At 44.8% G+C, this 26,540-nt stretch carries 24 protein-coding genes and 2 pseudogenes; 12 read left to right on the forward strand and 14 right to left on the reverse strand.

All coding sequences use genetic code 11. The features are described 5' to 3' along the window. Positions 1–169 precede the first annotated feature (169 nt). The gene (locus Q1A70_RS12165) at positions 170–424 is read left to right on the forward strand and encodes a type II toxin-antitoxin system prevent-host-death family antitoxin (protein WP_299691449.1); all 255 of its coding nucleotides are present in this window, start codon (positions 170–172) and stop codon (positions 422–424) included. Next, on the forward strand, positions 417–686 hold the full coding sequence (locus tag Q1A70_RS12170) for a Txe/YoeB family addiction module toxin (RefSeq protein WP_299691452.1): 270 nt from the start codon (positions 417–419) through the stop codon (positions 684–686). Before Q1A70_RS12165 ends, Q1A70_RS12170 begins: the two co-directional genes overlap by 8 nt. A 279-nt stretch (positions 687–965) precedes the next feature. On the opposite strand, the gene Q1A70_RS12175 is transcribed toward Q1A70_RS12170, so the two are convergent. The 3 genes and pseudogenes from Q1A70_RS12175 to Q1A70_RS12185 form a co-directional block, all read right to left on the reverse strand. Next, complete coding sequence (locus tag Q1A70_RS12175) at positions 966–2,033, reverse strand: transposase (protein WP_299691455.1); 1,068 nt, start codon at positions 2,031–2,033, stop codon at positions 966–968. Continuing rightward, positions 2,030–2,917 (reverse strand): tyrosine-type recombinase/integrase, encoded by an 888-nt coding sequence (locus Q1A70_RS12180; RefSeq protein WP_299691459.1) that lies wholly within the window; start codon positions 2,915–2,917, stop codon positions 2,030–2,032. The genes Q1A70_RS12175 and Q1A70_RS12180 overlap by 4 nt, the downstream gene beginning before the upstream one ends. Positions 2,918–3,346: 429 nt before the next feature. Next, a pseudogene (locus Q1A70_RS12185) lies at positions 3,347–3,825 on the reverse strand (transposase); the annotation flags it as partial. 117 nt (positions 3,826–3,942) lie between these two features. On the opposite strand from Q1A70_RS12185, the gene Q1A70_RS12190 reads away from it, so the two are divergent. Continuing rightward, on the forward strand, positions 3,943–4,314 hold the full coding sequence (locus Q1A70_RS12190) for a RidA family protein (protein ID WP_299691462.1): 372 nt from the start codon (positions 3,943–3,945) through the stop codon (positions 4,312–4,314). Positions 4,315–4,563: 249 nt separating this feature from the next. Here Q1A70_RS12190 and Q1A70_RS12195 read toward each other — a convergent pair. Beyond that, positions 4,564–4,785: pseudogene (locus tag Q1A70_RS12195) on the reverse strand (IS110 family transposase); the annotation flags it as partial. A gap of 90 nt (positions 4,786–4,875) precedes the next feature. Here Q1A70_RS12195 and Q1A70_RS12200 point away from each other — a divergent pair. Then, on the forward strand, positions 4,876–5,646 hold the full coding sequence (locus Q1A70_RS12200) for a carbon-nitrogen hydrolase family protein (RefSeq protein ID WP_299691465.1): 771 nt from the start codon (positions 4,876–4,878) through the stop codon (positions 5,644–5,646). Here Q1A70_RS12200 and Q1A70_RS12205 read toward each other — a convergent pair. The 7 genes from Q1A70_RS12205 to Q1A70_RS12235 form a co-directional block, all read right to left on the reverse strand. Then, positions 5,630–5,827 (reverse strand): transposase, encoded by a 198-nt coding sequence (locus tag Q1A70_RS12205; RefSeq protein ID WP_299691468.1) that lies wholly within the window; start codon positions 5,825–5,827, stop codon positions 5,630–5,632. The two genes, Q1A70_RS12200 and Q1A70_RS12205, sit on opposite strands and share 17 nt — an antisense overlap. Positions 5,828–5,927: 100 nt before the next feature. Beyond that, entirely contained in the window at positions 5,928–6,560 is a 633-nt protein-coding gene (locus Q1A70_RS12210; protein ID WP_299691471.1) for an SDR family NAD(P)-dependent oxidoreductase, read from the reverse strand. Positions 6,561–7,151: 591 nt separating this feature from the next. Continuing rightward, positions 7,152–7,430, reverse strand: coding sequence for a 50S ribosomal protein L25 (rplY, locus tag Q1A70_RS12215; RefSeq protein WP_009847093.1), 279 nt, complete (start codon positions 7,428–7,430; stop codon positions 7,152–7,154). Between the two features lie 347 nt (positions 7,431–7,777). Further along, positions 7,778–9,127 carry an ATP-binding protein gene (locus Q1A70_RS12220; protein ID WP_299691479.1) on the reverse strand — a complete coding sequence of 450 codons (1,350 nt, stop codon included), beginning with the start codon at positions 9,125–9,127 and terminating at the stop codon, positions 7,778–7,780. Positions 9,128–9,267: 140 nt separating this feature from the next. Beyond that, complete coding sequence (locus Q1A70_RS12225; protein ID WP_004741316.1) at positions 9,268–9,927, reverse strand: response regulator transcription factor; 660 nt, start codon at positions 9,925–9,927, stop codon at positions 9,268–9,270. Between the two features lie 44 nt (positions 9,928–9,971). Beyond that, a complete protein-coding gene (locus Q1A70_RS12230) occupies positions 9,972–10,370 on the reverse strand; it encodes a hypothetical protein (RefSeq protein ID WP_299691482.1) in 399 nt (132 codons plus the stop codon). 182 nt (positions 10,371–10,552) lie between these two features. After that, the gene (locus tag Q1A70_RS12235) at positions 10,553–12,295 is read right to left on the reverse strand and encodes a DEAD/DEAH box helicase (protein WP_299691484.1); all 1,743 of its coding nucleotides are present in this window, start codon (positions 12,293–12,295) and stop codon (positions 10,553–10,555) included. Positions 12,296–12,392: 97 nt separating this feature from the next. Between Q1A70_RS12235 and rsuA the strand changes: the two genes are divergently transcribed. The 3 genes from rsuA (at position 12,393) to Q1A70_RS12250 (ending at position 15,165) form a co-directional block, all read left to right on the forward strand. Next, positions 12,393–13,088 (forward strand): 16S rRNA pseudouridine(516) synthase RsuA, encoded by a 696-nt coding sequence (gene rsuA / locus Q1A70_RS12240; protein ID WP_299691486.1) that lies wholly within the window; start codon positions 12,393–12,395, stop codon positions 13,086–13,088. Between the two features lie 200 nt (positions 13,089–13,288). Next, positions 13,289–14,506: a Bcr/CflA family multidrug efflux MFS transporter gene (locus tag Q1A70_RS12245; RefSeq protein WP_299691487.1), complete on the forward strand. Its 1,218-nt coding sequence runs from the start codon at positions 13,289–13,291 to the stop codon at positions 14,504–14,506. Next, the gene (locus tag Q1A70_RS12250; protein WP_299691489.1) at positions 14,506–15,165 is read left to right on the forward strand and encodes a DUF2913 family protein; all 660 of its coding nucleotides are present in this window, start codon (positions 14,506–14,508) and stop codon (positions 15,163–15,165) included. The genes Q1A70_RS12245 and Q1A70_RS12250 overlap by 1 nt, the downstream gene beginning before the upstream one ends. 120 nt (positions 15,166–15,285) lie before the next feature. Here the strand turns inward: Q1A70_RS12250 and Q1A70_RS12255 are convergent, their stop codons facing one another. After that, entirely contained in the window at positions 15,286–16,716 is a 1,431-nt protein-coding gene (locus tag Q1A70_RS12255; protein ID WP_299691492.1) for a DUF2867 domain-containing protein, read from the reverse strand. Between the two features lie 98 nt (positions 16,717–16,814). Between Q1A70_RS12255 and Q1A70_RS12260 the strand changes: the two genes are divergently transcribed. The 5 genes from Q1A70_RS12260 (at position 16,815) to nhaA (ending at position 23,997) form a co-directional block, all read left to right on the forward strand. Further along, complete coding sequence (locus Q1A70_RS12260; RefSeq protein ID WP_299691495.1) at positions 16,815–18,188, forward strand: MATE family efflux transporter; 1,374 nt, start codon at positions 16,815–16,817, stop codon at positions 18,186–18,188. A 122-nt stretch (positions 18,189–18,310) separates the two neighbouring features. Beyond that, positions 18,311–18,982, forward strand: a complete 672-nt coding sequence (locus Q1A70_RS12265) for an ABC transporter ATP-binding protein (protein WP_299691498.1) — start codon at positions 18,311–18,313, stop codon at positions 18,980–18,982. Continuing rightward, positions 18,963–21,422 carry an ABC transporter permease gene (locus tag Q1A70_RS12270; protein WP_299691501.1) on the forward strand — a complete coding sequence of 820 codons (2,460 nt, stop codon included), beginning with the start codon at positions 18,963–18,965 and terminating at the stop codon, positions 21,420–21,422. Before Q1A70_RS12265 ends, Q1A70_RS12270 begins: the two co-directional genes overlap by 20 nt. Continuing rightward, the gene (locus tag Q1A70_RS12275) at positions 21,412–22,560 is read left to right on the forward strand and encodes a lipocalin-like domain-containing protein (protein WP_299691505.1); all 1,149 of its coding nucleotides are present in this window, start codon (positions 21,412–21,414) and stop codon (positions 22,558–22,560) included. The genes Q1A70_RS12270 and Q1A70_RS12275 overlap by 11 nt, the downstream gene beginning before the upstream one ends. A gap of 273 nt (positions 22,561–22,833) precedes the next feature. Continuing rightward, positions 22,834–23,997 (forward strand): Na+/H+ antiporter NhaA, encoded by a 1,164-nt coding sequence (gene nhaA, locus Q1A70_RS12280; protein ID WP_299691508.1) that lies wholly within the window; start codon positions 22,834–22,836, stop codon positions 23,995–23,997. A 160-nt stretch (positions 23,998–24,157) separates the two neighbouring features. On the opposite strand, the gene Q1A70_RS12285 is transcribed toward nhaA, so the two are convergent. Both Q1A70_RS12285 and Q1A70_RS12290 read right to left on the reverse strand, forming a co-directional pair. Beyond that, positions 24,158–24,766 carry an OmpA family protein gene (locus Q1A70_RS12285; RefSeq protein WP_299691511.1) on the reverse strand — a complete coding sequence of 203 codons (609 nt, stop codon included), beginning with the start codon at positions 24,764–24,766 and terminating at the stop codon, positions 24,158–24,160. 2 nt (positions 24,767–24,768) lie between these two features. Beyond that, positions 24,769–26,076: a TolC family outer membrane protein gene (locus Q1A70_RS12290; protein WP_299691514.1), complete on the reverse strand. Its 1,308-nt coding sequence runs from the start codon at positions 26,074–26,076 to the stop codon at positions 24,769–24,771. Between the last annotated feature and the right edge of the window lie 464 nt (positions 26,077–26,540).

Consider the following 26,540-nt stretch of genomic DNA (forward strand, 5'->3'; position numbering starts at 1 on the left):
TCAAGTTTATATCATGATGAAATGTCGATAGGATCAGAATTGAGAACGGGTAAGGGAGAAATCCTACAAGCTCGTTAGTTGCCTTATTAACATCGCATGTTCAATTTACTGTACAAGTACATGAGTGAAGATTATACTTGTTCCATTAAATGTACATGTGGAGGTTCTTATGAGAATCGTATCTTTCACTGAGGCTAGAAATGGTCTTAAAGCTGTTTTAGACGGTGTAGTTAATGATGCAGATACAACAGTTATTACACGCCGTGACTCTGAAGATGCTGTGGTTATGTCCTTAGATTACTACAATAGCCTTATGGAAACAGTGCACTTACTACGCTCACCTCAAAATGCGGAACACCTAAACAGCTCAATAGCACAGTATCGTGCTGGTAAAACAACCGCGCGCGAGTTAATTGATGAGTAGTAGCCAACGTTTATTGTCGTGGACTGATGAGGCTTGGGGTGACTACCTTTATTGGCAAACCCAAGATAAGAAAACACTCAAGCGCATCAATAAACTCATCAATGATGTTAGGCGCTCTCCTTTTGAGGGTATTGGTAAACCAGAACCGTTAAAAGAGAACTTGTCTGGTTTTTGGTCTCGCCGTATTGACGACACTAATAGACTTGTTTACGCCGTCGATGATCAAGCAATAACAATAATCTCATGTCGTTATCACTATTAAACTAGGTTCAGCGGTCGGGCAACTAACAAATAAGGATTAAACGCTGCGAAGCCAGCGCTAAATCCCGATTGTTGAACAAGCCCGATGCCTCTATATAAGTAAATTGTGCGATCATATTTAGATGTGGCATCGCCTTGATGGTTTCCTCAAGGCGAACGCTGTCGTGACAAGACTAAGAGTTTAATCTTATCAAGTGGTTACTTGCTGTCTGTTGATCTTTAAGTGTTTATTCCTCCCCGTTTACCCCTTGCCATTATCCTTATTATGTTCGCCTTTCGGCTACCTCGGTCGAGAGATGCCAACGCAGGTCATCTCATGCTGACAGCATGGGCAGTTTCGAGTGGCTTTCGCTCTGGTGACAGGGTTAAGCCTCGGCAGTTGATAAAACAGGCCAAGAAGCAGCAGTTGTATTTGGCCTAATACCTGCCTTGCTTGCCCTCGCAAGAATCCATAATCTCTTACCCGCTGAAGTCCTTTTGGAAGGACATGCTGCAAGATGAGCATCAAGAACTTCAGCGTGGGCAGGGTGCGGTGTTTCCACTGCTGGGTTTTACTTTCCTTGTAGCGGAACGTCACCGTACTCGCATCGACCTTGATGATATCGTTATCGGGTAGCACGCCTCGATAGAGGTAACGAGAGAGGTATTCCAGTGCAGGCTTCCCACGACCAACACAGCGACAGTCGACCACCCATTGGCTTGGTATCTGCGTTGGTAGCCATAACTGAGGATGCTCATGGATAGCGGCCAGCAATCTTGCCCGCCATACCTTAGCCAATGCGAAGGCATTGAACAGGTACTGTTTATTGTCTTTGTGCCACTCTCTTTTCGATGCGTCATACCGTCCTCCTGCGACAATGATATGCAGATGAGGGTGCAGGTTACGTTGCCGACTGTGGGTATGCAGTACGGTGGTAAACCCGAGTGCGCCCTTGTTTTGCCTTTCGGCAAAGCTCTTTAGTACGCTGGAGGTGACTTGGAATAAGGTTTGATACAGCGCTTTAGGCGCAGCATATGCCAGCGGCCTCAACTGATAAGGCAAGGTGAAGGTCACCATGAAGTAGTGAACAGGTAACAGCTTTTGCTCTTGACGATTAAGCCAGTCAGATGTTGTACGGTGTTGGCACTGGGGACAGTACCGATGCCCACACGAGAGTGGCAGGCGGTCATCATGGCGACAATGAGCACAATACCATTGCGAGCGACCTTGCTGCTCGGTTTTACATCTCAGCATAGCTTGAATAGCAGAGCGAATATCGTTTTTGACTGGAGCGTTCATCGCCTGTTGATGGAGATAGCGCTCAAGCTCATCATGATGAGTGCGAAGTAGTTCGATAAACGTACTCATGCTTCCTCCCACATAATGGTCAGTGCATCAGTCAGTTGGTTTAGCGCAAGAGCGGCATCTTTTTGTTTAAGTTGGGTCAATCGAGTGTACCGAGCGGTGGTGTTGAGGCTCGCATGCCCAAGCAGACATTGCAGTGAGCGCAAATCCAACCCTTGCTCTAATAGATGCGTGGCAAAGCAGTGCCGTAAGGTGTGGGGTGATATTGGCTTGTTAATCCCACAGTCTTTCAGTACTTGTTTCATGGCCTTTTGAACACCACTTCTATCCATTGGGGCATTCGTCATTATTCCTTTGCCAGGAAAGAGTAAGGTCGGGTGTCGGTGAGCTGCCCAGTAGGCTCGAAGAGCGAGAAGTGTTCGGTGTGGTAAAGGGACCAATCGGTCTTTGCCGCCTTTACCATCTCGAACATGGACCTGCATGGTATGAGCATCAATGTCTTGAACGGTGAGGTTGAGCCCTTCACTCAGTCGAAGCCCCATCGAATACAAGGTGAGAAAGAAGACTTGATAGCGCCGTTGCCGAGTCATTGTAATGAGTAGGGCCACTTGTGAGGGCGTGATGACATCAGGCAGTTTTTTGGTACTTGGTGGTTTAACAATATTGAGCCACTCCCACTGCTTATCGAGAGTGTAGCGGTAGAAAAACTGCAACCCGTTTCGATCGAGTTTAATGGTGCTCCATGAATGGGTTTGGATAAGAGAGGCAAAGAACTGTTTAAGATCGGCTGTGGTTAACGTGTCGGGAGCGCGATCAAAATAGTCGGTGATCCGACGCACCGCACGAGAATAAGCATCAATCGTCGCGGGGCGTTTCCCTTGCAGTTTTAAATTGGTAAGGTGTTGTTCATAAAGAAAGTTGTAGCGTTCTAATTCGGCTGGTTTCATGGGTTTACTCCTGTGAACGACCATCAGTGTGATGGTGTTACAAGAGTATGACTGACGTTCGATTCACTCTGCCGCACAGCGACTTCATTCAACAAATTGCTTAAGACGGAAACAAAACGCTTGGCATTTTTGCTTCGCAAAATTGTATGCCAAGTTTCTGTGCCACTTAGCAAAGCGTTAATATGACCCCCACAGTCACTTAAACGTAGAAGTTTCTGCTTCCACATTTCAGAGCCTTTTGTTTATTTTGATATAGTGTTAACGCATAGATGAAGCAAGTAATTTCGTCGGTTCTCATGCTGATATACGTGGATTACTCATCGCGAGATGAGCAGCGCCTACCTTACTTATTTCGTCGTGGCATCTGTCTTCAATCTATGCTCGTGGTTCAATAAAGCGCGAGCTTTATTGCCATCCTAACGCCGTCGTTTGTACATTATTACGTAGAAGAAAGCCTTTGAGTTGGAGTTTTGCATCTTTAAGATCTTTCATCGCGGTTTCTCGAGCCCTTGATAAATCTCTTATCGCCTCGTCTTCAGGCACATAAATAGGCGTAAGCTCTTCAGCCTTAAAAAGCTTGGCAAGTTTTGCAGCATCTCTCTTATCTATTTTGACTCTATTCCCTGATTTCTTTGGAATAAGGGAAGGGGCGATGACGCAGCAGCAGCCAAGGCTGGTGAGCAATCGGTATGTCCAGTATCCATAAGGCCCAGCCTCGTAGACAAAATGGAGGGTGGCTTTGGATATTTAGATTGCAGTTGTTGTGTGAGTTTAATGAGGGCGGACTTGTTAGACTTTATCCGTCCCAAATGTTCAGGTGTAGCCCCGCGTTGCTCTTGCAAGACGGCGACTTGGATAAATGACTTATGCGTATCTAAGCCAATGAAAATTATGCTATCATTATTCATGCTAGCATCCAAATTTAGTTGTTTGAACACATTAATTATGGCTCTGGCTTTACGCTAACCCACGAAATAGGAGGCTAGCATCTCGTGGGGCATTATGTCTATTCTATGGAGGATAAAATGGTAGAACGGATTAACTATGAGGAATTACCGCAAATCGCAGGTCCTTATGTTCATGCGACAAAACATGCTCAAACCCTCTTTATTTCAGGGTTAACAGCTTATGGAACAGAGGCTCAATCATCAGATCTAATAACACAAAGTAATGAAATATTAAGTCAAATATCTCGAATACTTGAATATGAAAATCGAAGCAAAAGTGATTTGGTTAAATTGACGATATTCGTAAAAGATATCACTTTGTTGGGTAGCATCAGAGAGCAGTTATTCGATTTCTATGATGGTAATTTGCCAGCGTGCTCTTTGGTTGAAATATCTAAACTGATTCACCCAGAGCTACAAATTGAAATAGAAGCCACAGTAGCTTTATAGAGACGAATATAACAAGCGTTTAAGACGTATTCCCAACGCTTGGCGGCTTCAGTTCAAAGATATGCATCAGTGTTTATGGCATAATTTATTGAGTCTTGTGGTAGCGTTGCTCACCACTTAACGCGGCTACATGGATTCCCCCCGGTTGTCAAACATTCGCTAAACTTATGTTGATGGTTTTTGGACTGCCGCTCTGCATTCGGCCTACCTATCGACGATTTGCATACGTCGTGGCCCTGATGACTTTGCGCGACTGTAATGACCCAGTTTATTGAGTGTTCTTGCCCAATAATGTGCACCACCACACGCTTCAACGCCTATACGCATGATTGGCATGTTTGCTATTGTAGTCAGTAGTTTAGAGCGAGCTACCGACTTATGAAGTATGACCTTACCATTTTGGTCTACGGCATGAAGACTAAAGTGGTTTTTAGCTAGGTCGATACCGCAGAAATAAGAATAATCAGACATGGTGCCTCCGATGCATTTAAGTACCACGTAAGTGTGGCAGATCCTCGGTAGGGGGAATCCATGTCATTCGTTATGTTTTAAGGAGAAAACTTGGCATCTTCAATTAATATCAGTTTGGCTCAAGTCCCAGTATTCAAAGAGGACATTGCCGCAAATATCGAGCAACACCTTGTCGCTATAGAAGCGTCTGCATCGCTTGGTGCAGATTTGGTGGTGTTTCCCGAATTGTCATTGACGGGCTACGAGTTAAAATCTCTAGGAAAGTTAGCTCAAGGTAAAGAGCCTTCGAATTTTTTACAACTTTCTCAAGCTGCGATTAAACATAATATTTCGGTTATCGTAGGTTGTCCGCTTGTTTCTGGTCACACCCTAAAACCATCTATTGGCGCTGTGGTTTGCCATCCTGATGGAAACGTCGAATTTTACGATAAACAGTATCTACATGACGGTGAGCACGAGTATTGTTCATCGGGCTCTGAAGATTATTTTCTCAACATCAAAGGTTATAAAGTTGCGTTGGCAATTTGTGCTGATTTCTCTTGCCCTGAACATGTTACAAGAGCTAAACAGTCGGGTGCTGACGTTTATCTAGCGAGTGCGTTGATTTCGAAGGCAGGCTATTCTACTGATGCTAGGTTGCTCTCCGATATTGCTGCTAGTAATTGTATGCCTGTGCTGCTAAGTAATCACATTTCACCAACGGGTGGTTGGTTAGTTTGTGGCAATAACTCTATATGGGATAGTGAAGGCAAGTTGGTTACGAGTTCAGAGTCCGTAGAGGAATGCGTTGTATTGTGTACCATCACGGGTAGTACGGTGGGCGCTTCCAAAAATAACAAATTGCTTAAGAGTGACGGCTAATCTTTGGCATTTTTGGTTCAATGGTGTCTTTCATTTTTGCGATGAAGGCAGCAATGGTGGTGAAGTGCGGTCTTACATCGCCAGACAGACACATGAAGGTGACATTGTTGATGCAGGCTCTTTCAATACGTCGACTTGATAGCATGCCAAGAGAATAGGCATAAAAGATAATCTTGAGCATGATGAAATGTCGGTAGGATCAGAATTGAGAACGGATAAGGGAGAAATCCTACAAGCTCGTTATGTGAACTGAGGGAAGGTGCATACTTCCCTCAGTAAAATTAATAGCTTACTGTCGGATCAATGCACTGATATATCTGACCAATGCTCTCATTCTTCGTTAAGAGATCATGACTTAGTCTTGCTACTTCGCTTCGTGTTATGACACCGTGAACTTCTATACCTTGCGATATTTCTCCCCGATTAGTTACTTGACCGTCCTTCAATCCTCCAGGTCTGAGGATGGTAAACTCTAGCGTGCTACTTTGCAGCCAAGCTTCAGCAAGAGTCTTTTCTCGGACAGCGCTACCAAATCCAATTTTTGCTCGATCCGATAGGTACTTCCAAGAGTCTCCACAACCTAAAGATGTGATCAAAAATAGACGGTTTGACGTGCTATTTTCTAAGGCGTCTATTAAGTAACGGTGTCCAATGTAATCGACGGGGTACTTTGAGTTAAAACTCCCCATTGTAGAGATATTTATTGTGTTTTCGGGCAACAATGAAACAGCCTTTTGAACTTGTTCTAAGTCCGTAGCATCGCAAGTAATCGATGTAATTTGATTCTCAGCTAATCTAACGTTTTTCGTTGGGTTTCTGGCGATAGCTATCACGTTAAAGCCATGTTCAAAATAATATTCGGCCATAGCGGCACCGAGTCCGCTTGAAGCTCCCCAAATCGCAATATTTTGCATAGTATTTTTCAATCCTCATTTGATAATGAGAATAGTTTGCATGTATCGGCGGGCAATTGATAGTACTTAGATCAAAGTTCACATACAAAGCGTTTAAGACGGATTCCCCATCCGCTAAACTTATGTTGATAGGTTTGGGACTGCCGCTCTACATTCGGCCTACTTATCGACGATTCGCATACGTCGTTGTCCTGATGACTTTGCGCGACTGCGGTGCCTTATTCAGTGTGTCCGCCGCATTAACAGGCTCTCCGCAAGTGGTCTTAACCTATCTCCATCATTAGCGTCTGCAATGACCGATATAATCGCACATAACAAACGCTTAAAGACGGACTCGCAAACGCGTGCCATTTTCGCTTCGCTCTAATTTTGGCACACATTCACTCGCCTGGGATAAAGTGGGGAAGAGGAAAGTTGATTATTTTCAGTGTATTACGCGAGATTTACGGCGTTTTTGAGGGCTCAAAAACGGTGAAACCCCGATGTTGGTAGCATCGAGGTTTCGAATTTCTAGATTTCTCGACTGGTAAGATCGATTATCTTTTCTATGCAGAAGGCTGGATTAATCCAATCTTATTCCTTGGTAGGGAATTAGATACGGATGAAGTCCATGTGCTCAACTTTAGGCTTGAACGCGTGACGTTGAACGTCTTGTGGCTTAACCTTAACTTCAGCGCCGTCAATCACTAGAGTGATTGTTTCGTAGAATTCAGGCTTATCCATTTGGTTGATCACGTCAGCGTGAACAAGTTCGATAGCTACAGCTGCTGCTTCGCCACCGTAGATTACAGCTGGGAATTTACCAGCGTGACGTAGGCGGCGGCTCGCACCTTTACCTAGCTCAGTACGTACTACTGCTTCAAATTTCATAGTTTTACTCTCAAATTAGTAAAAATTAACTTCACACCTCAATGCGACCTTGAGTATGTGGTAATGCTTAGGCATAAACGAGTTCATGCTTAAGCGAGCGCGGATACTAACATCATATTTTAACATGAGCAAGTCAGAAGCCTATAAGAAAGTGAATTTCCTTTGATAATCGGTTCGTTTGGAGATAAAGCGTCCACTAACCTTAATTTACTTCGTTACAGCCCCTATTGTATTTAGAGAGCGTCGTTTATTTTTATCTGCCGTTTTTAGAGGCTCAGGCGTTATCTAGGTTTAAGGGGGCCATTGAGTTTTGATATGTAATAGCGTTTTAGGCCGTTATCGAGATTTTAAGATGCCTGAGCGATCTTCAGGATTAACGAGGCTTTCAATCCGCCCAATGAACTTTTACTGAGTGTCAATCGGCCTCTGTAGCTGTGTGCCATTTCGTTGACGATATTAAGCCCCAAGCCAGTTCCAGGAGTGGTCTCATCAAGGCGTACGCCGCGTTTGGTGACTTGCTGGAGCTGCTCTGCAGGGATGCCGTGACCATCATCTTCAATGACCAACTCTATGTTGCCTTCAGCGAGTTCATTGGCATGCACTCGAATAATATTGTTCGCCCATTTGTAGCTGTTTTCAAGTAGGTTACCAACCATCTCATCGAGATCTGTTTTTTCGACCGCAACTTCAAGATCCGAATCCAGTTCGTTGATCATGGTGATGTTGTTGGCGGCGTAGACTTTATCAAATGCCATTGTAATAGCCTCAACTCGCTTACAAGGTGATGACTTGACCGAAAGGATATTCATTGCGCCAGCCATGCGCGCGCGGCCCAAGTGATAATCGATTTGACTTTGAATTTGCTTAATCGGTTGCTGTAACCGTGCCTTGTCGTGCTCAGGCAACATCTCTATTTCGTTTTTTAGAACCGATAGTGGCGTCTTTAAGGCGTGAGAAAGATTCCCTGCGTGGTTACGCGCACGTTCTAATAGCTCTTGATAGTGAAAAAGAAGAGCATTTAAGTCGGAAACGAGTGGGGAAACCTCTTTCGGGTAGTTATCACTTAATGTTTGTTGCTGACCGTTTCTCAACATGACGAGTTCACGTTGCATCTTATTGAGTGGTAATAACGACCAGCTGACTTGAATACCAATCAGCATCAGCACACCAACAAACAGCAGCATGAGGATAAGCCACACTTGCCCGGTGAGTTGGCTGAGTGTCGACTCTATTGGATCTTCATCAATGCCGATGGTGATCGTGACGGGTTCGCTCAGTTCTGGCAGGTAAATGTGCTGCTCTATATAAATTAGTTTCTCTTTTTGAGGGCCTTTCACTGAGGTATGACTACGTGAACGTTTAATTGTGAGGTCTTTATCCCACAGAGAACGTGAACGAATGGTTTGCTCTTGTGCAGAGGCTCGCCAATAGATACCGCTGTAGGGCTGGTTAAATCTTGGGTCGGAAAGACGCTCAGCCATGACTAGGTTGCCGTTGTCGTTGGTTTCGATGTTGGCCGTTAGCTCGTCCATGGTTTGGCTAAGTTGTTGCTTCATGTCGTCGACCAAGTACTCGTTAACCAGTTTTGGTATCCCGATGCCTGCCGCCAATATCATCGCTGCTAACCAAAAAGCCGCAGCAAGGAGCAAGCGGCTTTTCAGACTGATGTTTTTAAGTGTTCTTTTTTTCAGGTTCATGCATTTCCACGTCTTCTCTATGTACCACTTCTTGTTAGCTCTTTCTTTCTGTCGACTGGTCATTTCGAACAACAGGGCACCTTCTGTCAGCATCGCTGGGATGTTCTGAGTGGGCTATCCCATCCAATAAAGGAGGGAGATTATTCAGCATTCAGTTGGTAGCCCAGCCCACGAACGGTTTTGATGATCTTTGGTGCGATTTTTTTTCGAATACGACCAATAAACACTTCGACTGTGTTTGAGTCGCGGTCGAAATCTTGTTTGTAAATATGCTCAACCAACTCTGTTCGAGAGATAACCTTGTTTTGGTTATGCATGAAATACGCCACCACTTTATACTCTAGCGCCGTTAAGCTGACTGCTTGGCCTTGCCATAAAACTTTAGAGCTGCGTGTATCTAGGCTTAGGTCGCCAATCTGAAGTACTGGTGCAGCGCTGCCGGATGCTCGGCGCAGTTGAGCGCGAATCCGAGCAATCAGCTCGACCATTTCAAAAGGTTTGGTGAGGTAGTCATCAGCGCCGGCGTTCAAGCCCTCGACACGTTGGGTGAGTGTGTCACGGGCACTTAAGATAATCACTGGCGTATTGATGTTTTCGTCTCGAATGCCTTTTAATACGGTGAGTCCATCGAGCTTAGGTAGCCCTAAGTCGAGCACAATGGCGTCCCACTCTTCTGACGTTGCACGGTAGAGAGCATCAATACCATCTTGAGAAAGCTCTGGAACCCAGTCGGCTCCCTCAAGTGTTTCAATAATTTGTTGGCCCAAACGAGGTTCGTCTTCAACGACTAAAATTTTCATAATTGTTCTTCTTAATTCTTGTAATGACTGTTCGTCGCGCTTAATTAGTCGCCGTGTTTAATTGCGTTTTTAAAGTTGCGTCCTTCAATTTTTAGCATGTCCAACGTTTCGGCGTTGTATTCAACTTTGATGATGTTGTTTTGGTAGTTAATTTTTAGTTCATATACCCAAATATCATCGTCTTCTTCCAATTCAACTTTAATGATTCGCCCATGAAGATCGTTTTCAACCGCAGCATACATCTCTGAAAAAGGGCGAATATAGCCTTCTCGAACCGCTTCATAGACTTCGTCTTGATCTTCTTCGAATTCGATACGGGTTCCTGCTTTGTGAACGTCTTTTACTAGGTCGTGACCATTATGATGTGAGTCAGCCAACACGCTCACAGAAACCAATAAGCCTAAGCTTATAGAAAACAAAGAAATCATAGTTTTGTTAAACATAGTGAATCCTAGAGAAGGTTGATAGCGTTCAGTATAAAAAAATCATTCTGAACAGAAAGTGAACCTGATTAATAATGAGAATTTGATATCGATAAACTTAACGATTCAATAGCGAAGGCGTTAAATAAGAGAAGACTAACCGCCGAGTGTGAAGAACGTAAGACTTATCTTTGTTCTTAACCTTACCGCTGCTGTAGTTCGTCTTCGAATATCTTGTCTCTCATTTTCCAAAAGCGTCCAACTTTACGTGCAATTACAAATTGTGGTGGGCGGAATCGATGTTGATGAGCAACCACTTTCGATGGCGAAGCTTCTTCAAAAGGACGGTGTCTATCCGCAAGGTGAGGACGAACAAACTGGTCTTTGAAATTTTGTTTCTGTTTCTTGGTGGTCAGTGACCAAAATTCATGCACTTGCGCTTGGTTTTCACCACGGTAAGTGACTTTAAGCTGCGACTTGCCTTTCTCATCCTTAAGTACGTTGAGATCCATTTCTAAGCACTCAAACACCAAAGCATCTTTTAGGTTGAGCGCCTCTTTAAGCTTTTTGTCTGGGTCAACCAAGGTGGCGTCACACTCATGACAAATACGCGCTGCAATGTCGTTGTCGGCGCCGCACTCTCCACAATATTTGGCGCGGAAGCGATAGTTACAATGCTCACGTTCTCCCGTGTCTTCATCGGTAAAGTAGCCTTGGCATTTACGGCCAAAGTGTTCAAGCAAGAAGCCATTGCTGTCTAATTTACCCCAAAAATTGTTGTTGAAGCCGCAAGCGGGACAGGGGATGGTAATGATCTCACTGTCTGAGTCGGGTTTAGGATCGCCGACTTCAGGTTGGTATAGATCGTAGCTGTTACCTGCATAATCCAGTACTAAACACTCTTTTTTACCCGGAGATAGGCGTAAGCCACGTCCAACGATTTGCTGATACAAACTGATGGATTCTGTTGGGCGCAAAATAGCTATCAAGTCGACATGTGGCGCATCAAAACCTGTGGTCAGTACTGATACGTTGACCAAGAATTTGATCTTACGCTCTTTAAAGTCATTGATGATTTGGTCACGCTCTAATGTGGGCGTATCACCAATCACAATCGCAGCTTCGCCTTCGGGTAATAAGCCAAGGATCTCTTGAGCGTGTCGAACGGTAGCAGCAAACACCATGATGCCAAGCTTGTCTTGGGCGAGATGAATGATCTGGTCGACAATCTGTGGCGTCGCGCGTTTCGATTGCTCGATCACCATATCAAGCTCGGCTTCTTTGTAGCGACCGGTACTCGCAGGCTTTAACTGCGAAAAGTCATAGCTCAATACGGGTGCATCGATCATGCGTGCTGGTGTAAGAAAGCCTTCGTCGAGCAAGTAGCGAATTGGTAGTTCAAAAATACAGTCGCGGAAGAAGCGTGGCTCGTCCGAACGTACTTGACCACGAGTGTGATATTGATAAATCCAACCCATGCCAAGGCGGTAGGGGGTTGCCGTCAGTCCAAGTACCTTGATACCCGAATTATTCTCGCGTAAGTGGGTAATGACTTTTTGATAGCTACTGGTCTTTTCATCGGGGACACGATGGCATTCGTCGATTACTAGCAGTGAAAACTGATTGGAGAATGCGTCGAGATTGCGAACCACAGATTGAACCGATGCAAATACCACTTGTTGATCAGTCTCTTTACGCCCTAAGCCTGCAGAGAAAATAGATCCCTTTAGCCCGTAACCTTCGTATTTTTCATGGTTCTGTTCAACCAGCTCTTTGACGTGAGCGAGCACCAACACACGACCTTTCGCAAGCCGTGCTAACTCAGCGATCACGAGGCTTTTTCCTGCGCCTGTCGGCAACACAAGAACAGCTGGCGTTTGGTGTTTTCTGAAGTAATGTATCACTGATTTTACGGAATCAGCTTGGTACGGGCGGAGTGTATACATATAGTGTCTTGTAAGATGAAAAACAAATAGTGTGAAATAGCTCAACTAATTGAGCAAAGGTGACTATAATACCCGACTTAGATTAGTTGAGGTATTCATGCGTTTAGATAAATTTCTGTGCGATGCACTAGGCATTACTCGAAAAGAAGCAACACACTTATTAAAAACAAAGACTGTGACAGTGAATGATGTCATGCAAAAAAGCGGTTCAGTTAAAGTTACTGAGCAGTGTGTAGTGGAATGGCAAGGCAATGAACTTCGTGTTCAAGGCCCACGTTACATTATGTTGTATAAGCCAGAAGGCTTTGTTTGTTCGCATGAAGATGGCTCAAATCGCACCGCATTTGAGTTGCTTGATGAAATCAAAATGGACAAGCTGCACTTTGCAGGTCGTCTCGACGTTGATACTACTGGCCTCGTACTGATCACTGACGACGGCAAATGGTCTCACCGTATTACGGCACCAAAACACAAGTGTGAAAAGATGTACCGTGTGTGGTTGGTTGATCCAGTAGAACCAGACTACGTTGAAAAATTCAAAGAGGGCATTCAGCTGAAGAGCGAAGATGGCCTTACACTTCCAGCACACCTTGAAGTTCGTGCTGAACGTGAAGTGCTGCTTACGATCCACGAAGGCAAATACCACCAAGTAAAACGCATGTTTGCAGCGCTTGGTAACAAGGTAGAAGCACTGCACCGTGAACGTATCGGTGACATTGAAATGGATGAATCTTTAGACTTGGGTGAATACCGTTACCTGACGCAAGAAGAAGTTGACTCTATCTGGAAGTAGCCTTTCTTTAAGTCACTTTAAGCTAGATGTCGCTTTTAAAGCACATCGTTTCGCGAAGATTGACTTTTCGTTGTAAAGCCGACCATGGATAGCGTCGGCTGATGATGTTGACTGGCACAAGGAAAGTCTTAGATCATCTTTTGCTTTGTGTGCTACCACAAGGCCCTTCCCATCGTCTTATATTGAACATTCGGAGAATCATGAAGACATCGACCCCTCAGAGCCCAAACTCTCAACTAGAAACACCTCAATTAGGCTTAGTGCTGTTTTTGATTTTAGGTGCCATTGGTGCACTTACCCCGCTTGCGATTGATATGTATCTGCCAGCGATGCCGACGATTGCCAAGGATCTTGGGGTAACTGCGGGTGAAGTTCAAATTACACTCACCGCCTATACAGCAGGCTTCGCCTTGGGGCAGTTGCTGCACGGCCCATTAGCCGATAGCTATGGACGTAAGCCAGTGCTCTTGATTGGTGTATTCTTGTTTGCTATCGCATCGGTGGTCAGTGCGACAACGCATGGTATTGAAGCGCTGACGTATATCCGTACTGCGCAAGGTTTTGCGGGTGCAGCAGCAGCGGTGATCATCCAAGCGGTGGTTCGCGATATGTTTGATCGTGAAGATTTCGCAAGAACCATGTCGTTTGTTACTTTGGTGATGACAGTGGCACCACTTATCGCTCCTATGATAGGTGGTTATTTGGCATTGTGGTTCGGTTGGCGTTCCATTTTCTGGGTATTGGCTATCTTTGCTGTGATCGTGATTTTGGCGGTATCGCTGAAAATTCCAGAAACACTACCCGCAGAAAACCGTCAGCCATTGCGTTTTAAGGCCACGATCCGCAACTACGCTCGTTTATGTAAGAATCCGACTGCAATGGGTTTAATCTTCTCTGGTGCTTTCTCTTTCTCGGGGATGTTTGCGTTCTTGACGGCCGGTTCGTTTGTCTATATCGATATCTATGGTGTCCGCCCTGATCTGTTTGGTTACTTGTTTGGCTTGAACATTATCGCGATGATCTTGATGACCAGCATTAATGGTCGAATTGTGAAAAAAGTGGGTTCACACGCGATGCTTAAGTTGGGACTTGGCATTCAGCTATTTGGTGGTCTTGGTCTGCTGGTGGGTTGGATGCTCGATATTGGCCTATGGGGTATTGTACCATTCGTGATGCTGTTTATTGGCACACTGTCTACTATTGGTAGTAACACTATGGCGCTACTGTTAAGCGGATACCCGAATATGGCAGGCACAGCTTCGTCGCTGGCGGGGACATTAAGGTTTGGTACGGGTTCTGTGGTTGGGGCAATTGTCGCAATGCTACCAAGTGATACCGCGGGACCTATGGTTATGGTGATGGCTGCATGTGCAATTTTGTCAGCATCACTCTATTGGACATTAGGAAAGAAGGCATAATGTCAAAATACTATATTGAAATTCAGAAGCTCGTGAACGATGCGCTAGGTGAATTATATGCGCTACATAAGTCGGGCAAAGCGATTGACGCACCGATTGCGAATAACCTTTACTTGGTTCGTTGGGTAACCAAAGCGATTAAATCTCAAGCTTATAATCGCGTGATTGTGGCTGATTTGGTTCGCTGGCAAAAGCAGGGCCGATCAAAAGGTAATAACTCTGATTTAACCTTTATCTTCAAGCGTATTTCTGCGTTTTACGGACAGTTTTTCCCTGAAGGTGAAGAACCCAAGGCGATAAAAGACAGTGACGTTGAAGCGTTCATGGACAAAATGTACGAGATGGGTTGGAGCGTATCGAGCGAAGATGAGCTAACAACTGGTGGCAAGATCCAATTCTTTACCGATGGTGAGCACTCTTTTGCTTTGTGTGGTAAACAGTGCGACGACTCTTTCGACGGTGAGTTGATGGTTAAGCCAATGAACTGGTTTGTTCGCGGTAACCACGCTGAGTTCATTCAAGCAGCGATGGAAGCGGGTTTCATGCTTCACAAAGTGACCGACTATAAGTCGGTGGTGAAGTACCACGGCGAATACATCGTTTACCCTGCTAACCAAGGCAACCAACTGGCTGAGATCCCGATTAGCGTTATCGGCTAGTAGCCGATTCGGGATACGAGATGAGAGATACGAAGAGCGGAATTATCCGCTCTTTATCGCCGCTCACAGCGCATGTCGCTAATTTGCTCGCATCTCGACACTCGAATCCCGCATCTGCTTCTAATTCTGCTCTTTAGCTTGCTTCTCAATTGCCTTGACCATACCTTTAAAAATAAACAGGTGAGCTGGCATCATCGCAAACCAATACAGTAGCCCGAGAAAGCCCTTGGGATGCCACCACGCTGAGATATTCAATTCGCGAGAATCACCATGATCCGATACGGTGATCTCCAGTCGCCCTAAGCCAGGGCCTTTCATGCCGAACAGCAGAGACAAGAACTGGTTATCTTCACAACGGATGACCTTCCACGAGTCGATTTTGTCACCAACTTTTAGCTTTGGTCCCTCAGGCATTTGCCGAACGGGTACACCGCCACCGAAGAAAATGTCTAACCATTCGCGTGTGCGCCATAAAACATTCGCAAAGAAGTAGCCTTGTTTGGGACTTCCGATTTGCTGAGCCACGTGCCAAAGCGATTCTAATGACGCGCTTGAAGTGATACTCGCACCTGTTTTCTTTGGATAATACCCGTATCCGGGCTGCCAGCGCTTGAAGGCGGTTTTATCAAAACCCCATACATTACTTTTTACGAAATCACCTTCTGCATTTATTGCTTGTTCTACTATGCTTTCGAATGAGACAAGCGTTTGAGGATATTTTTCTCTAATACTGGTCGAATTGGCAATAAAGTCGTGTTTTAAGCCTGCGAGAAGCGCTCGGCCTATATTGGACGGGACAGAGGTCACCACACCAAGCCAATAAGACGCAATTTGTGGTGTGAGTAGCGATGTCGCCCAGAGTCGAAGAGGGCGATCAGCTGTCTTGGCAATGTGTGCAAATTGGTTTCGATAAGAGACGATATCTGGGCCACCCACCTCAAAGGTTTGGTTTTCACTAGGGGTATCTTGCGCGAGCTTTAACAAATAGTAATTTAGGTTTTTTAATGCGATAGGGTTCGCTTTTGAGTCGACCCATTTTGGCGCAATCATGATTGGCAGGTTGTAAACGAAGTCTCGCATGATCTCGAACGCTGCAGAACCGGGGCCAATGATGACGCCGGCTTGAAGTTCAGTCACAGGAATTGGGCCACTGCGAAGCAGTTCTCCGGTTTTTTTTCTGGCTTGAAGGTGCTCTGAATCACCAGTCTGAGGCTGCAGAGAGCTGAGATAGATAACATGTTGATTGTTTGGCCCAAGAGCGGCAACAAAGTTACGTGCCAACTTCAGCTCGTAGTCAATAAAGTCATGGCCCTCTGCCATCCCGTGCACGAGGAAGAAGATCAGATCAAAATGGGGTATCAAGGCTTGTGTCACGGCTTGATCTGCAAGGTCGAGGTACTCAAGTGATAGATTGTCGTGGGGCTCAGTTCGTGCTTTTAAGTAGTCGATATGCCTTGCTGCTGCGGTGACTTGATAGCCTTGTTCAAGCAGGAGAGGGAGGAGCTGCGAACCAACATATCCAGAAGCGCCTAAAACCAGTACTTTCTTCATTGTTACTCCATTTATATCTGTGGTTAAAAACCGAACATTGATATAATAGCGCGATATTTATCTTTATTCATCAATACGTTCCGTTTAGGTCTCTCTATATGTTGCTCTCTTCAATTATCCATCACACTCGAGGTGATTTTGTTCGTAGGCTTATTGCTATTGCTTTGCCTATCACCTTGCAGAGCATTATGTTCTCAAGTCGAGGCCTTGTGGATGTGCTGATGTTAGGCCAATTGGGTGAAGCTGATATTGCTGCGGTGGGTGTGGCGAGTAGAGCCATGTTTGTCACTACCATTATGCTGGTGGGTGTGACCACTGGTGGTGCGTTATTGACTGCGCAATATTGGGGAGCTGGCAATAAACAGGGCGTCAGAGAAAGTACGGCGTTAACTTGGTTGGTTTCAACACTGTTTGCATTGCTGACTATTGTGTTCTTTGTATCATTTCCAAGCCAAATCATGGGTGTGACGACCGACTCACAAGAAGTTATCAGCCTTGGTGTTGACTACATCGTTATCACCTCATTTAGTATGTTAGCCGTGTCTTGCGTGAGTAGTATGGCCGTTGGCCTAAGAGCGATGCACAGGCCTGGCTTGAGTACTTTCTTTAGTGGTATCGGAATTTTATCGAATGTATTTCTAAACTGGGCTTTGATTTTTGGTAACTTGGGCTTTCCTGCCCTAGGAATCAAAGGTGCGGCGATTGCGACGGTATTAAGTGGCGCAATCGAAGTCGTTACCTTGTTTGGCTACCTTTATTTCTCTAAGCATTTACTGGCTTTCAAGTTCTGCGATATAAAAGCGGCAGCTTCGATCGAGAAAGTGGTTCGCTTCTTAAAGTTATCGCTGCCGACGACGTTTAACTTCTTAGCGTGGGCTGGTGGCTTGTTTGCTTACCACGCGATCATGGGGCAATCGGGTGTCCAAGGTCTGGCTGCACTTTCAGTGATGACGCCGGTAGAGTCTATCTCATTGAGCTTACTGATTGGCCTTTCGAATGCGGCAGCGGTTCTGGTGGGTAATCAGCTTGGCGCGAAGAACAATGAAGCGGTTTACTATCAAGCGCTAGGTTTAACGATTTTGTGTTTCTTGACCAGTATCGTGGTCGCGATTTTCCTCTACTTTGTACAAACGCCAATACTGAACGCCTTTAGCGCTTTGACACAAGAAACCCGAGCGCTTTCAGAGAAGTTCATTCTGATTCTCAGTGTGGGTATTGTTATTCGCTCGGTACCGCTGACTGTCATTGTTGGTGTGTTGAGGGCGGGCGGTGATGTGAAGTTCTGCCTCTATCAAGATGTGATTGCACAGTGGTTGGTGGGTATTCCGTTGGCTGCGGTTGCCGCGATTTATCTTAAGTTCCCTCCCGAGTGGGTTTACCTGCTTTTTTTGACTGAAGAAGTTATTAAGTGGGGTGGGTCGCTCTATCGCATAACAACTAAAAAATGGATGAAGAATTTGATAGGAAATTGAAGTCAGGCGCATCAATCACATCACTCTGTCTAAGGTGTGCGATCTATCTTGTAAAATACTTTCTCCTAACAAGGAATTAGTGTAGATTCTCATTCCAAATTCTAACTAATGTGAGCTACTTAATGTTAAAGCTGTCAGACCTATGTAAAGGCTATGTCGATGGGGGGGAGTTTCACCCTGTTTTACAAGGTGCTGAACTAACATTGAATCAAGGCGATCAGTTGGCGTTGATGGGGGAGAGTGGCTCAGGTAAAAGTACCTTGCTCAATTTGATTGCTGGGTTAGATTCAGCCGACTCCGGTGAAATTGCGTTTCCTCACTTCAATATGCATAATTCGACTGAGCGCGAACGCACGGCTTATCGCAGAAACAACATTGGTCATATCTTTCAGCAGTTCAACTTACTTCCTACGTTGAATATCGCAGATAATATCCGTTTTTGCCGCCAATTAAAGGGGCTACCTGAAGACAAAGGGCTTTGGAGACAGATTCTGTCTGCACTTGATTTAATGCCTTTGCTTGGTCGTTACCCTGAAGAGGCCTCTGGTGGTCAGCAGCAACGCGCTGCTATCGCGCGTGCGTTGTACATGGAGCCGAAGATCTTGTTGGCTGATGAACCAACGGGGAGTTTGGATGAACGTAACGCAGAAGCGGTGATGCGTTTGCTGACTTCGCTGGCTCGTCAACTAGAGTGCACATTATTGCTTGTTACTCACAGTGAGAAAGTGGCGCTACACATGCATGGACGAATTCGTCTTCAAGGAGGGCAACTGCATGTTATGGCCCGTAGTTAAGGCGCTACTCGGTCATTATAGACGTTACCCTCTTCAGATTATTTTAGTATGGCTTGGCTTAACCCTTGGCGTATCTCTATTGGTTGGTGTCTCTGCCATCAATCAACATGCTAAGCAAAGCTATGCGAACGGTGAAAAGCTCTTTTCGAATCCTCTTCCTTACCGTATTCGTCCAAAACACAACGCGCACAAAATTCCCCAAGGTTTCTATATCCACCTGCGCCGTGCAGGCTTTCAGCAGTGTTCTCCTTTTGAACATCACCGTATTACGGATGCCAATGGGGCTAGTTTTAAGCTGATGGGTATTGACCCAGTGGCGACACTGAAATTGCAACCGGGCATGGTTCTAAAAGACCTCACTACGTTAAATCTCATGAAGCCACCTTTTCCGATCTTGGTCAGCAATGAGCTTGCAAGTCATATGAATTGGGCGAGTGGCGACTATATTTCCTTAATAGATGGCTCTGAGTTAGGTCCAATCGTTGTTGACCAAAACGATTTGATCAATGGCACTCGGTTAGTGGCCGATATTTCATTGCTTAGAATGTTGAAACGCAGCTCTGGGCTTTCAGTCATTGCTTGCTCAGACATGCCACCAGAAAAGCTCGAACGACTAAAAGATATACTGCCCAATGGATTGACGATTTCTCGTAATTCAAAAGCGGAACTAGAGTCTTTGACCAGTGCATTTCACATGAACTTAACCGCGATGGGCATGCTGTCATTTGTCGTCGGTTTGTTCATCTTTTATCAAGCGATGTCACTCTCTTTTATTCAGCGTCAGCGACTGGTCGGTATTTTAAGACAAACTGGTGTTTCCGGATGGCAACTTACGAAAGCGCTGTGTTTAGAGTTACTGGTTCTGGTTCTCCTTAGTTGGGTATGCGGCAATATTTTTGGTGTTATGTTAGCCAACAAGTTGTTGCCCGCTGTGTCTTATAGTTTGGGTGATCTTTACGATGCCAACGTAGGCTTAAGAATAAACGGCTTCTGGAGTTGGCATTGGAGCGGTTATAGCCTGTTAATGTCACTTATGGGGGCTTGTTTAGCGTGTGCTTGGCCACTGGTGCGTTTGCTGAGCTCGCAGCCTATCCGTTTAACCTCTCGACTATCATTGATGCGTTTTGCGGGAACAGAGTTTACTTGGCAGGCGTTGATTGGCTGTGGTTTTTGTGTCGCAGCGATTGCCGTGTACCAAGCGCCACAGACTCAAGCATCTGGTTTTGCAATTATCGCACTGATGTTAGTGAGTGTGGCTCTGTTTACGCCATTCTTGATGTGGAAACTGTTTAATAGCTTATCGTATTCTTTGCGTTGGGTTCGAGCTCGCTGGTTCTTTGCGGATGCAGCATCAAGCATGAGCTATCGTGGTGTTGCTACTATGGCCTTTATGCTGGCGTTAACGGCTAATATTGGCGTGGAAACCATGGTCGGCAGTTTTAGAGATACAACGGATAAATGGCTAACTCAACGGCTAGCCGCTGATCTATATATTTACCCAACCAACAATGCGGCAGCTCGCGTTAGCAAGTGGTTGTCTGCGCAGCCGGAAGTTGAATCGGTTTGGTGGCGTTGGGAGAAAGATGTGGCGTCGCCTGCTGGTAACATCCAAGTGGTGAGCACTGGTTCATCTGAAGGTGAACTGGACGTTCTGGCAATCAAGCTAGGTATCCCAGATTATTGGTATCATTTACACCATTCCAAAGGTGTGTTGATCAGTGAGTCGATGTCTTTAAAACGGGGGATCCGTCCCGGGGATTATATCGACCTTCATGATAACTACGGCGCAGGTTGGCAGGTGGTTGGTGTTTATTATGATTATGGTAATCCTTACCACCAAGTGATGATGTCACACCGGAATTGGTTATATGGATTTTCAGGAAAAGGCAACGTAGGGCTCAGTACCACATTGAAAGATGATGCCAATGCCAATGGTCTGCGTAACCGTTTAGAGAGTGTCTTTAGGTTGGGCTCTGAGCGAATTTTCGATAACAACAACATTCATAACCAAGCAATGCGTGTGTTTGATAAAACCTTCGCAATTGCCGATACACTAGGGAACATTACTTTGGTGATTGCGGTCTTTGGTATTTTCTTTGCGACAGTCGCTGGAGAAGTGTCACGACAGCGGCATATTTCACTCCTGCGTTGTTTGGGTGTATCGGCGAAAGAGCTGGTGCTTACGGGATGTTTACAGTTGTTTGTGTTCGGACTCATTTCGGCATTGATCGCTATCCCGCTCGGTTTAGCTTTAGCGAGCTTGATCGTCGACATCGTTATTAAGCAGTCTTTTGGTTGGTCACTCGAGTTGCAGGTGATCCCATGGGGCTATTTAGTCACGCTTGGTTGGACTATGTTAGCACTCATGCTAGCGGGTGCTTTACCTGTAATGAGGATGGTTCGGAATACTCCAATGAAGTCTCTGAGGGATGCGCTTTAATATGTTGCGATTAAATGCTTCAACTAAACTCAGGCAGCTACTTGTCTTATCCCTATTTTTACTTGGTTTGCTTGGCACTATCTTAGGAATTTGGGAGTACAGCTCCTATTTCGTTGAGAGTGATGAAAACGAAACCGATGAGACTAACTCAGCCTTGATAAGTGAGCACTTTGAGGTTTTTGAGCCAGTATTACCAGATAGGAGTGTCTCTCTTCCTGATGACTTTAAATTTCACCCTGAGTTTCAACATGAATGGTGGCACTACTTTGCCTCTCTCAAGGGTGATGACGGTCAAGAATACTCTGTCCAGTGGAGTTTTTTCCGCATTGCAACCGATGAACGTGAAACGCCGGGATGGCAAAATCCACAGATCTATATTGCCAATGTAGTGGTATCTTCTGCCTCTGAAGTTTGGAAAGAGCAGCGTCTAGCGCGCGGTGGTATTGGTCAAGCGGGTATCATTAATAATCCATTTAGGTTGTGGATTGATGACTGGAACTGGCGAGCTCTGGACAGTACACCGTTTCCTGGTCGGCTTAAAGTGAGTACCGATACTTTCGGCTTTCAATTGGACACGGTTGCTAAGGGGCCCTATGTACTCAATGGCGAGAATGGTTACCAGAAAAAGCATGACCTGCTGCCAGTGGCTTCTTACAGTCTCAGCGCCCCATTTTTATCCCTAAGCGGAACATTACACTTAGACGGCTCTGCAATAGAGGTCGAGGGTACCGCTTGGGTACATAAAGAGTGGGGGAGTGGCTTATTGGATGAAGAGCTGCAAGGGTGGGACTGGTTTGTGTTCAACCTTGATGATGGGTCGGCATTAAGTGTCAGTCGTTATAGACATAAGCATCAACTTCCTTATGTCTATGGAACACTTGCAACACGCACAGGTAAAGTCTATCAGTTGACCGACTTTGATATATCAATTAAACCCTTGCAGATGTCAAAGCAAAAAAATGGCAGAAGAATCCCACTGCAATGGAAAATTAGCGTGCCAGAACATGATATTAAACTGACCACACGTATTCAACGCGGTGATATGTGGTTACCTTTTGTTATACCCTATTGGGAAGGTCCAATTATGGCCAACGGAAGCAATGACGCGACCGGGTTTATGCAATTAACAGGCTACTAAAAAACACCTAAGGCTATCATTTGATAGCCTTTTTTTTGATTTTTGTATTTAAGGGAGCTACGTTATTTGTGCATACAGCCTTGGTAGCATCATCTATACTTAATTCATGACTCGTAAAAACCCTATGATATATACGACGTGTTATATAGTATTTGTAGGAAAAACCGAAGTTAAACATCCAGAGAAGTGATTTTATATCTATAAAGTTTAGATATAAAATCATGTCTATTCTTGTTATTCGTTTATTTAAGTAATAAATATAAGGGCGAAATTATGACCGACGTCATCCGTGACTTCTTTAAAATGGAATCTGCTGGCGGCATCATACTAGTCATCGCTGCGGCGATCGCAATGTTTGTAGCAAACTCACCATTGAATGAAATGTACCAAGGTGTTCTTCAAAGCTACGTTCTTGGTATGTCAGTATCTCACTGGATCAATGATGGCTTAATGGCTGTCTTCTTCCTTCTAATCGGCTTAGAGGTTAAGCGTGAACTTTTAGAAGGTGCTTTAAAGTCTAAAGAGACAGCGATCTTCCCTGCTATTGCAGCTGTGGGTGGTATGCTAGCTCCTGCACTTATTTATGTGCTATTCAACTCTGGTAACCCAGACGCACTGCAAGGCTGGGCTATTCCAGCTGCAACAGATATCGCATTCGCATTGGGTATCATGGCGCTTCTTGGTAACCGTGTTCCTGTAAGCTTGAAAGTATTCTTGCTGGCTCTTGCAATTATTGATGACCTTGGTGTTGTTGTTATCATTGCATTGTTCTACTCAGGTGATCTATCAACACTGGCACTAACGGTTGGCTTCATCGCGACTGGTGTACTGTTCATGATGAATAACAAGCAGGTCACTAAGCTGAGCATATACCTCATTGTCGGTGCTATTCTTTGGTTCGCAGTATTGAAGTCGGGTGTCCACGCAACACTGGCAGGTGTCGTGATTGGTTTTGCTATCCCACTGAAAGGTAAAAAAGGGGAGCATTCTCCACTGAAGCACCTAGAGCATGCTCTGCATCCATACGTTGCGTTTGCAATTTTGCCAATATTCGCATTTGCTAATGCTGGTATTTCACTAGAAGGTATCTCACTTTCTAGCCTAACTAGCATGCTTCCTCTTGGTATCGCAATGGGTCTGTTGATTGGTAAACCACTGGGTATCTTCTTATTCAGCTGGGGTGCAGTGAAAATGGGCGTAGCTAAGCTACCTGAAGGTGTGAACTTCGTGAACATCTTTGCTGTATCAGTGTTATGTGGTATCGGTTTCACTATGTCGATCTTCATCTCATCACTAGCGTTTGGTCCAGTAAATGTTGAATTTGATACGCTTGCGCGACTAGGTATCTTGATGGGCTCAACAACAGCAGCAATACTGGGTTACTTCCTGTTAAGTGTTTCTTTACCTAAAGGTAAGCAAGCGGAAGTAAAACTGTAATTGGTAACAGGTTTACGAAGAAAGTAGACCTGCTTACTGATAAACAATAATGAAATTACAGGGGCACTACACGCCTCATGTGATAACCAAGAACAAAAAACCGTGATAGGTGACTATCACGGTTTTCTTGGTTTAAAACTTTGGGGTGGGGGGATTCAGTTTATTTTTCTAATGTTGTAAAAATGGTCCACTCTTCGACGATTTCTTGAGTTAACCCAACGACTGTGGCTGTTACCTTACGGTTTAATGCGTGCGACGTTGGGTCATCACCGTCATTTTCCAGCCTCTCCTCACCGTAGCCGACGATCCTAACTCGGCTAGGATCAATCTCATTGGCGAGTAACTCATCTTGAACGCTGTTGGCTCTTCTCTCTGATAACTCTAAGTTGTACTCATTTGAACCGACTTTACTGGCATAGCCCTGTATCTCTATTGAGGCACTTTTGTAGGTCTTTAAGAACTCAGCCATTGTGCTGATTTGACCAGAAAATATAGGATTAATTTCATAAGAATTATGGGCAAATAAGATTCTTAGTTGTCTGACTTCTTCAGATTGAATAGTTTCACCACAGCCATCGTTATCAACTTGCGACCCAAGTGGCGTAGCCGGGCATAGGTCTCGCGCGTTCACAACTCCATCTTTATCATCATCTTGTAGGTCGGCAATTTGTTCGGCTTCTGGTATTTCTATATAAGAGTCTTCTTGCTGGCTAGAGCATGCGGATAAAGTCATCGTTAATGTCGAAAGTAATAAGTAAGTCATTCTCATCGTTAATACTCCACGGCCGTTGTCCACTCTTCTGGGATATCAACCAGCAGAGCATTCAATAAAGAACCCGTTGCGTTCATCACTCGGTATTTCGCGTATTGCTCTGAATAATGTGCGTCTAAGTAATCTTTACGAGCTTCAAACAACTCGTTTTCGGTGTTGAGTAAATCAAGCAGAGTTCGTTTACCTATTCGGTATTGTTTCTCATAGGCAATAACAGTTTCTGAAGCAGAATCTACGTGATCGGATAAGAAGTTCTTTTGTTGAAGTGTTAAATCCAAAGCACTCCAAGATAGGCGAAGCCCTTCCTCTACTTGGCGATAAGCGCGATCTCGCAAGTCTTTTGCTTTATTTAATTGATAAGCGGCAGCTTCAGAATTGTCGCTGTCTGCACCGCCGTTGTAGAGGTTGTACCGCATTCTAAGCATCGCGAGTGTTTCTTGACTTGAGCCTTTATCCCCCCCAGCATCATCTCGCCATGACTGAGAAGCTTCAATAGAAAAGGTGGGGTAGTTGACGCCTTTTGATTGCTTGTATTGGAAGTGTGCAGCATCAACATCAGCCGATGCGACTTTAATTACAGGGTGCTTGTCCAAAGCATCGACGATAGCATCCGATAGAGATAATGGAATTTTGGAAATGTCGGCTCGTGGGTATACTAAACCAAGGGGTTCTTGGCCGACAATTCGACGAAACTGAGTGTGTGTATCAATCAAATTATTTTGTGCAGCTAATAAGTTGCCATGTGCTTTTGCAATCCTAGCTTCTACTTGCGATACATCAGCGGTTGAACTTATTCCTGACTCAGCGCGTTTTTTAATGTCTTTATAGATTTTCTTATGAATAGAAAGGTTACTTTCAGATAGTGCTAATACTTCTGTCGCTTTGACCGCATCCAAATAGATTTGTGTTACTTCAAGCGCCTTGTCTTCTGCATCCGCTATCAATTGTAAGCGAACGGATTCAGCTTCCGCTGCCGTACGATCTATATCATAAAGTGTGGCACTACCGTCCCACAGTAATTGAGTGAGGGAGATTGTCGCTTCTTTTCTTGTCAGATCCGTATCAGGATCATTGTCTAGGGCGGGGTTAATACCTTCATAGCCAATTCCTGCATCAAGGTCAATACTTGGTCTGTAAGCGCCACCTGCAGCGTCGTTTTGTTTTTTAACACTCGCATACTCATTAAAAATACTTTTTATCTCTGGATTGGTTGCCAAAGTGATGGCGACAGATTGCTCCAAAGTTTGAGCAGCCAAAGGCGCTGCTGCAACTAAGCAGTATACGATGGATAATTTAAACAATTTCAAAGTAGTTCTCCTTCTATCTACCTTTCGATGTCCCTTCCATTCTCTCAGTAACAGTTTCAATTTCTTCAAGAATAGTTCATTAATTGAAGCTTAGGACAATGGCAAGAAAACGCTAAGTTTAAGCCTTTTTTATTTGCTGTAAGTCGCTATGGCTATTTATGATTTTAAAACTATAGAATTTGTAAATCGTGATTGATCTTTTTGTGGGTAGGTGTAAGGCAAAATGTAAAATTGTTATTGGCCTGATCGAACATTCGAACGGTTACCTGTATTTGACTTGTTGTCGTGGTAACAGGTTCAAGATAACTCTCAGCGAGAGAGAGTGTGAAGAGCTAGTTTCAACGGACTCATTAGGGCGTGTTGATCTTTCGTGAGTATTTTTTGAACAGCATGGTAAAGAGTTATAATTTGCTTCGCCAAAAGTAAAACCATAACCAATACCATGCCAAGAACAATGCTAACTG

The organism is uncultured Vibrio sp. (assembly GCF_947488985.1).
GTDB lineage: Bacteria > Pseudomonadota > Gammaproteobacteria > Enterobacterales > Vibrionaceae > Vibrio.

What these genes read in the sequence shown, in the direction of transcription:
- Q1A70_RS12175 (WP_299691455.1), bottom strand. Translation starts at nt 2,033, where the DNA reads ATGAGTACGTTTATCGAACTACTTCGCACTCATCATGATGAGCTTGAG.
- Q1A70_RS12205 (WP_299691468.1), bottom strand. Translation starts at nt 5,827, where the DNA reads ATGCTCAAGATTATCTTTTATGCCTATTCTCTTGGCATGCTATCAAGT.
- Q1A70_RS12275 (WP_299691505.1), top strand. Translation starts at nt 21,412, where the DNA reads ATGCGCTTTAATATGTTGCGATTAAATGCTTCAACTAAACTCAGGCAG.
- rplY (WP_009847093.1), bottom strand. Translation starts at nt 7,430, where the DNA reads ATGAAATTTGAAGCAGTAGTACGTACTGAGCTAGGTAAAGGTGCGAGC.
- Q1A70_RS12230 (WP_299691482.1), bottom strand. Translation starts at nt 10,370, where the DNA reads ATGTTTAACAAAACTATGATTTCTTTGTTTTCTATAAGCTTAGGCTTA.
- Q1A70_RS12180 (WP_299691459.1), bottom strand. Translation starts at nt 2,917, where the DNA reads ATGAAACCAGCCGAATTAGAACGCTACAACTTTCTTTATGAACAACAC.
- Q1A70_RS12270 (WP_299691501.1), top strand. Translation starts at nt 18,963, where the DNA reads ATGTTATGGCCCGTAGTTAAGGCGCTACTCGGTCATTATAGACGTTAC.
- Q1A70_RS12220 (WP_299691479.1), bottom strand. Translation starts at nt 9,127, where the DNA reads ATGAACCTGAAAAAAAGAACACTTAAAAACATCAGTCTGAAAAGCCGC.
- nhaA (WP_299691508.1), top strand. Translation starts at nt 22,834, where the DNA reads ATGACCGACGTCATCCGTGACTTCTTTAAAATGGAATCTGCTGGCGGC.
- Q1A70_RS12285 (WP_299691511.1), bottom strand. Translation starts at nt 24,766, where the DNA reads ATGAGAATGACTTACTTATTACTTTCGACATTAACGATGACTTTATCC.
- Q1A70_RS12190 (WP_299691462.1), top strand. Translation starts at nt 3,943, where the DNA reads ATGGTAGAACGGATTAACTATGAGGAATTACCGCAAATCGCAGGTCCT.
- Q1A70_RS12260 (WP_299691495.1), top strand. Translation starts at nt 16,815, where the DNA reads ATGTTGCTCTCTTCAATTATCCATCACACTCGAGGTGATTTTGTTCGT.
- Q1A70_RS12255 (WP_299691492.1), bottom strand. Translation starts at nt 16,716, where the DNA reads ATGAAGAAAGTACTGGTTTTAGGCGCTTCTGGATATGTTGGTTCGCAG.
- Q1A70_RS12225 (WP_004741316.1), bottom strand. Translation starts at nt 9,927, where the DNA reads ATGAAAATTTTAGTCGTTGAAGACGAACCTCGTTTGGGCCAACAAATT.
- Q1A70_RS12170 (WP_299691452.1), top strand. Translation starts at nt 417, where the DNA reads ATGAGTAGTAGCCAACGTTTATTGTCGTGGACTGATGAGGCTTGGGGT.
- Q1A70_RS12235 (WP_299691484.1), bottom strand. Translation starts at nt 12,295, where the DNA reads ATGTATACACTCCGCCCGTACCAAGCTGATTCCGTAAAATCAGTGATA.
- Q1A70_RS12165 (WP_299691449.1), top strand. Translation starts at nt 170, where the DNA reads ATGAGAATCGTATCTTTCACTGAGGCTAGAAATGGTCTTAAAGCTGTT.
- rsuA (WP_299691486.1), top strand. Translation starts at nt 12,393, where the DNA reads ATGCGTTTAGATAAATTTCTGTGCGATGCACTAGGCATTACTCGAAAA.
- Q1A70_RS12210 (WP_299691471.1), bottom strand. Translation starts at nt 6,560, where the DNA reads ATGCAAAATATTGCGATTTGGGGAGCTTCAAGCGGACTCGGTGCCGCT.
- Q1A70_RS12265 (WP_299691498.1), top strand. Translation starts at nt 18,311, where the DNA reads ATGTTAAAGCTGTCAGACCTATGTAAAGGCTATGTCGATGGGGGGGAG.
- Q1A70_RS12250 (WP_299691489.1), top strand. Translation starts at nt 14,506, where the DNA reads ATGTCAAAATACTATATTGAAATTCAGAAGCTCGTGAACGATGCGCTA.
- Q1A70_RS12245 (WP_299691487.1), top strand. Translation starts at nt 13,289, where the DNA reads ATGAAGACATCGACCCCTCAGAGCCCAAACTCTCAACTAGAAACACCT.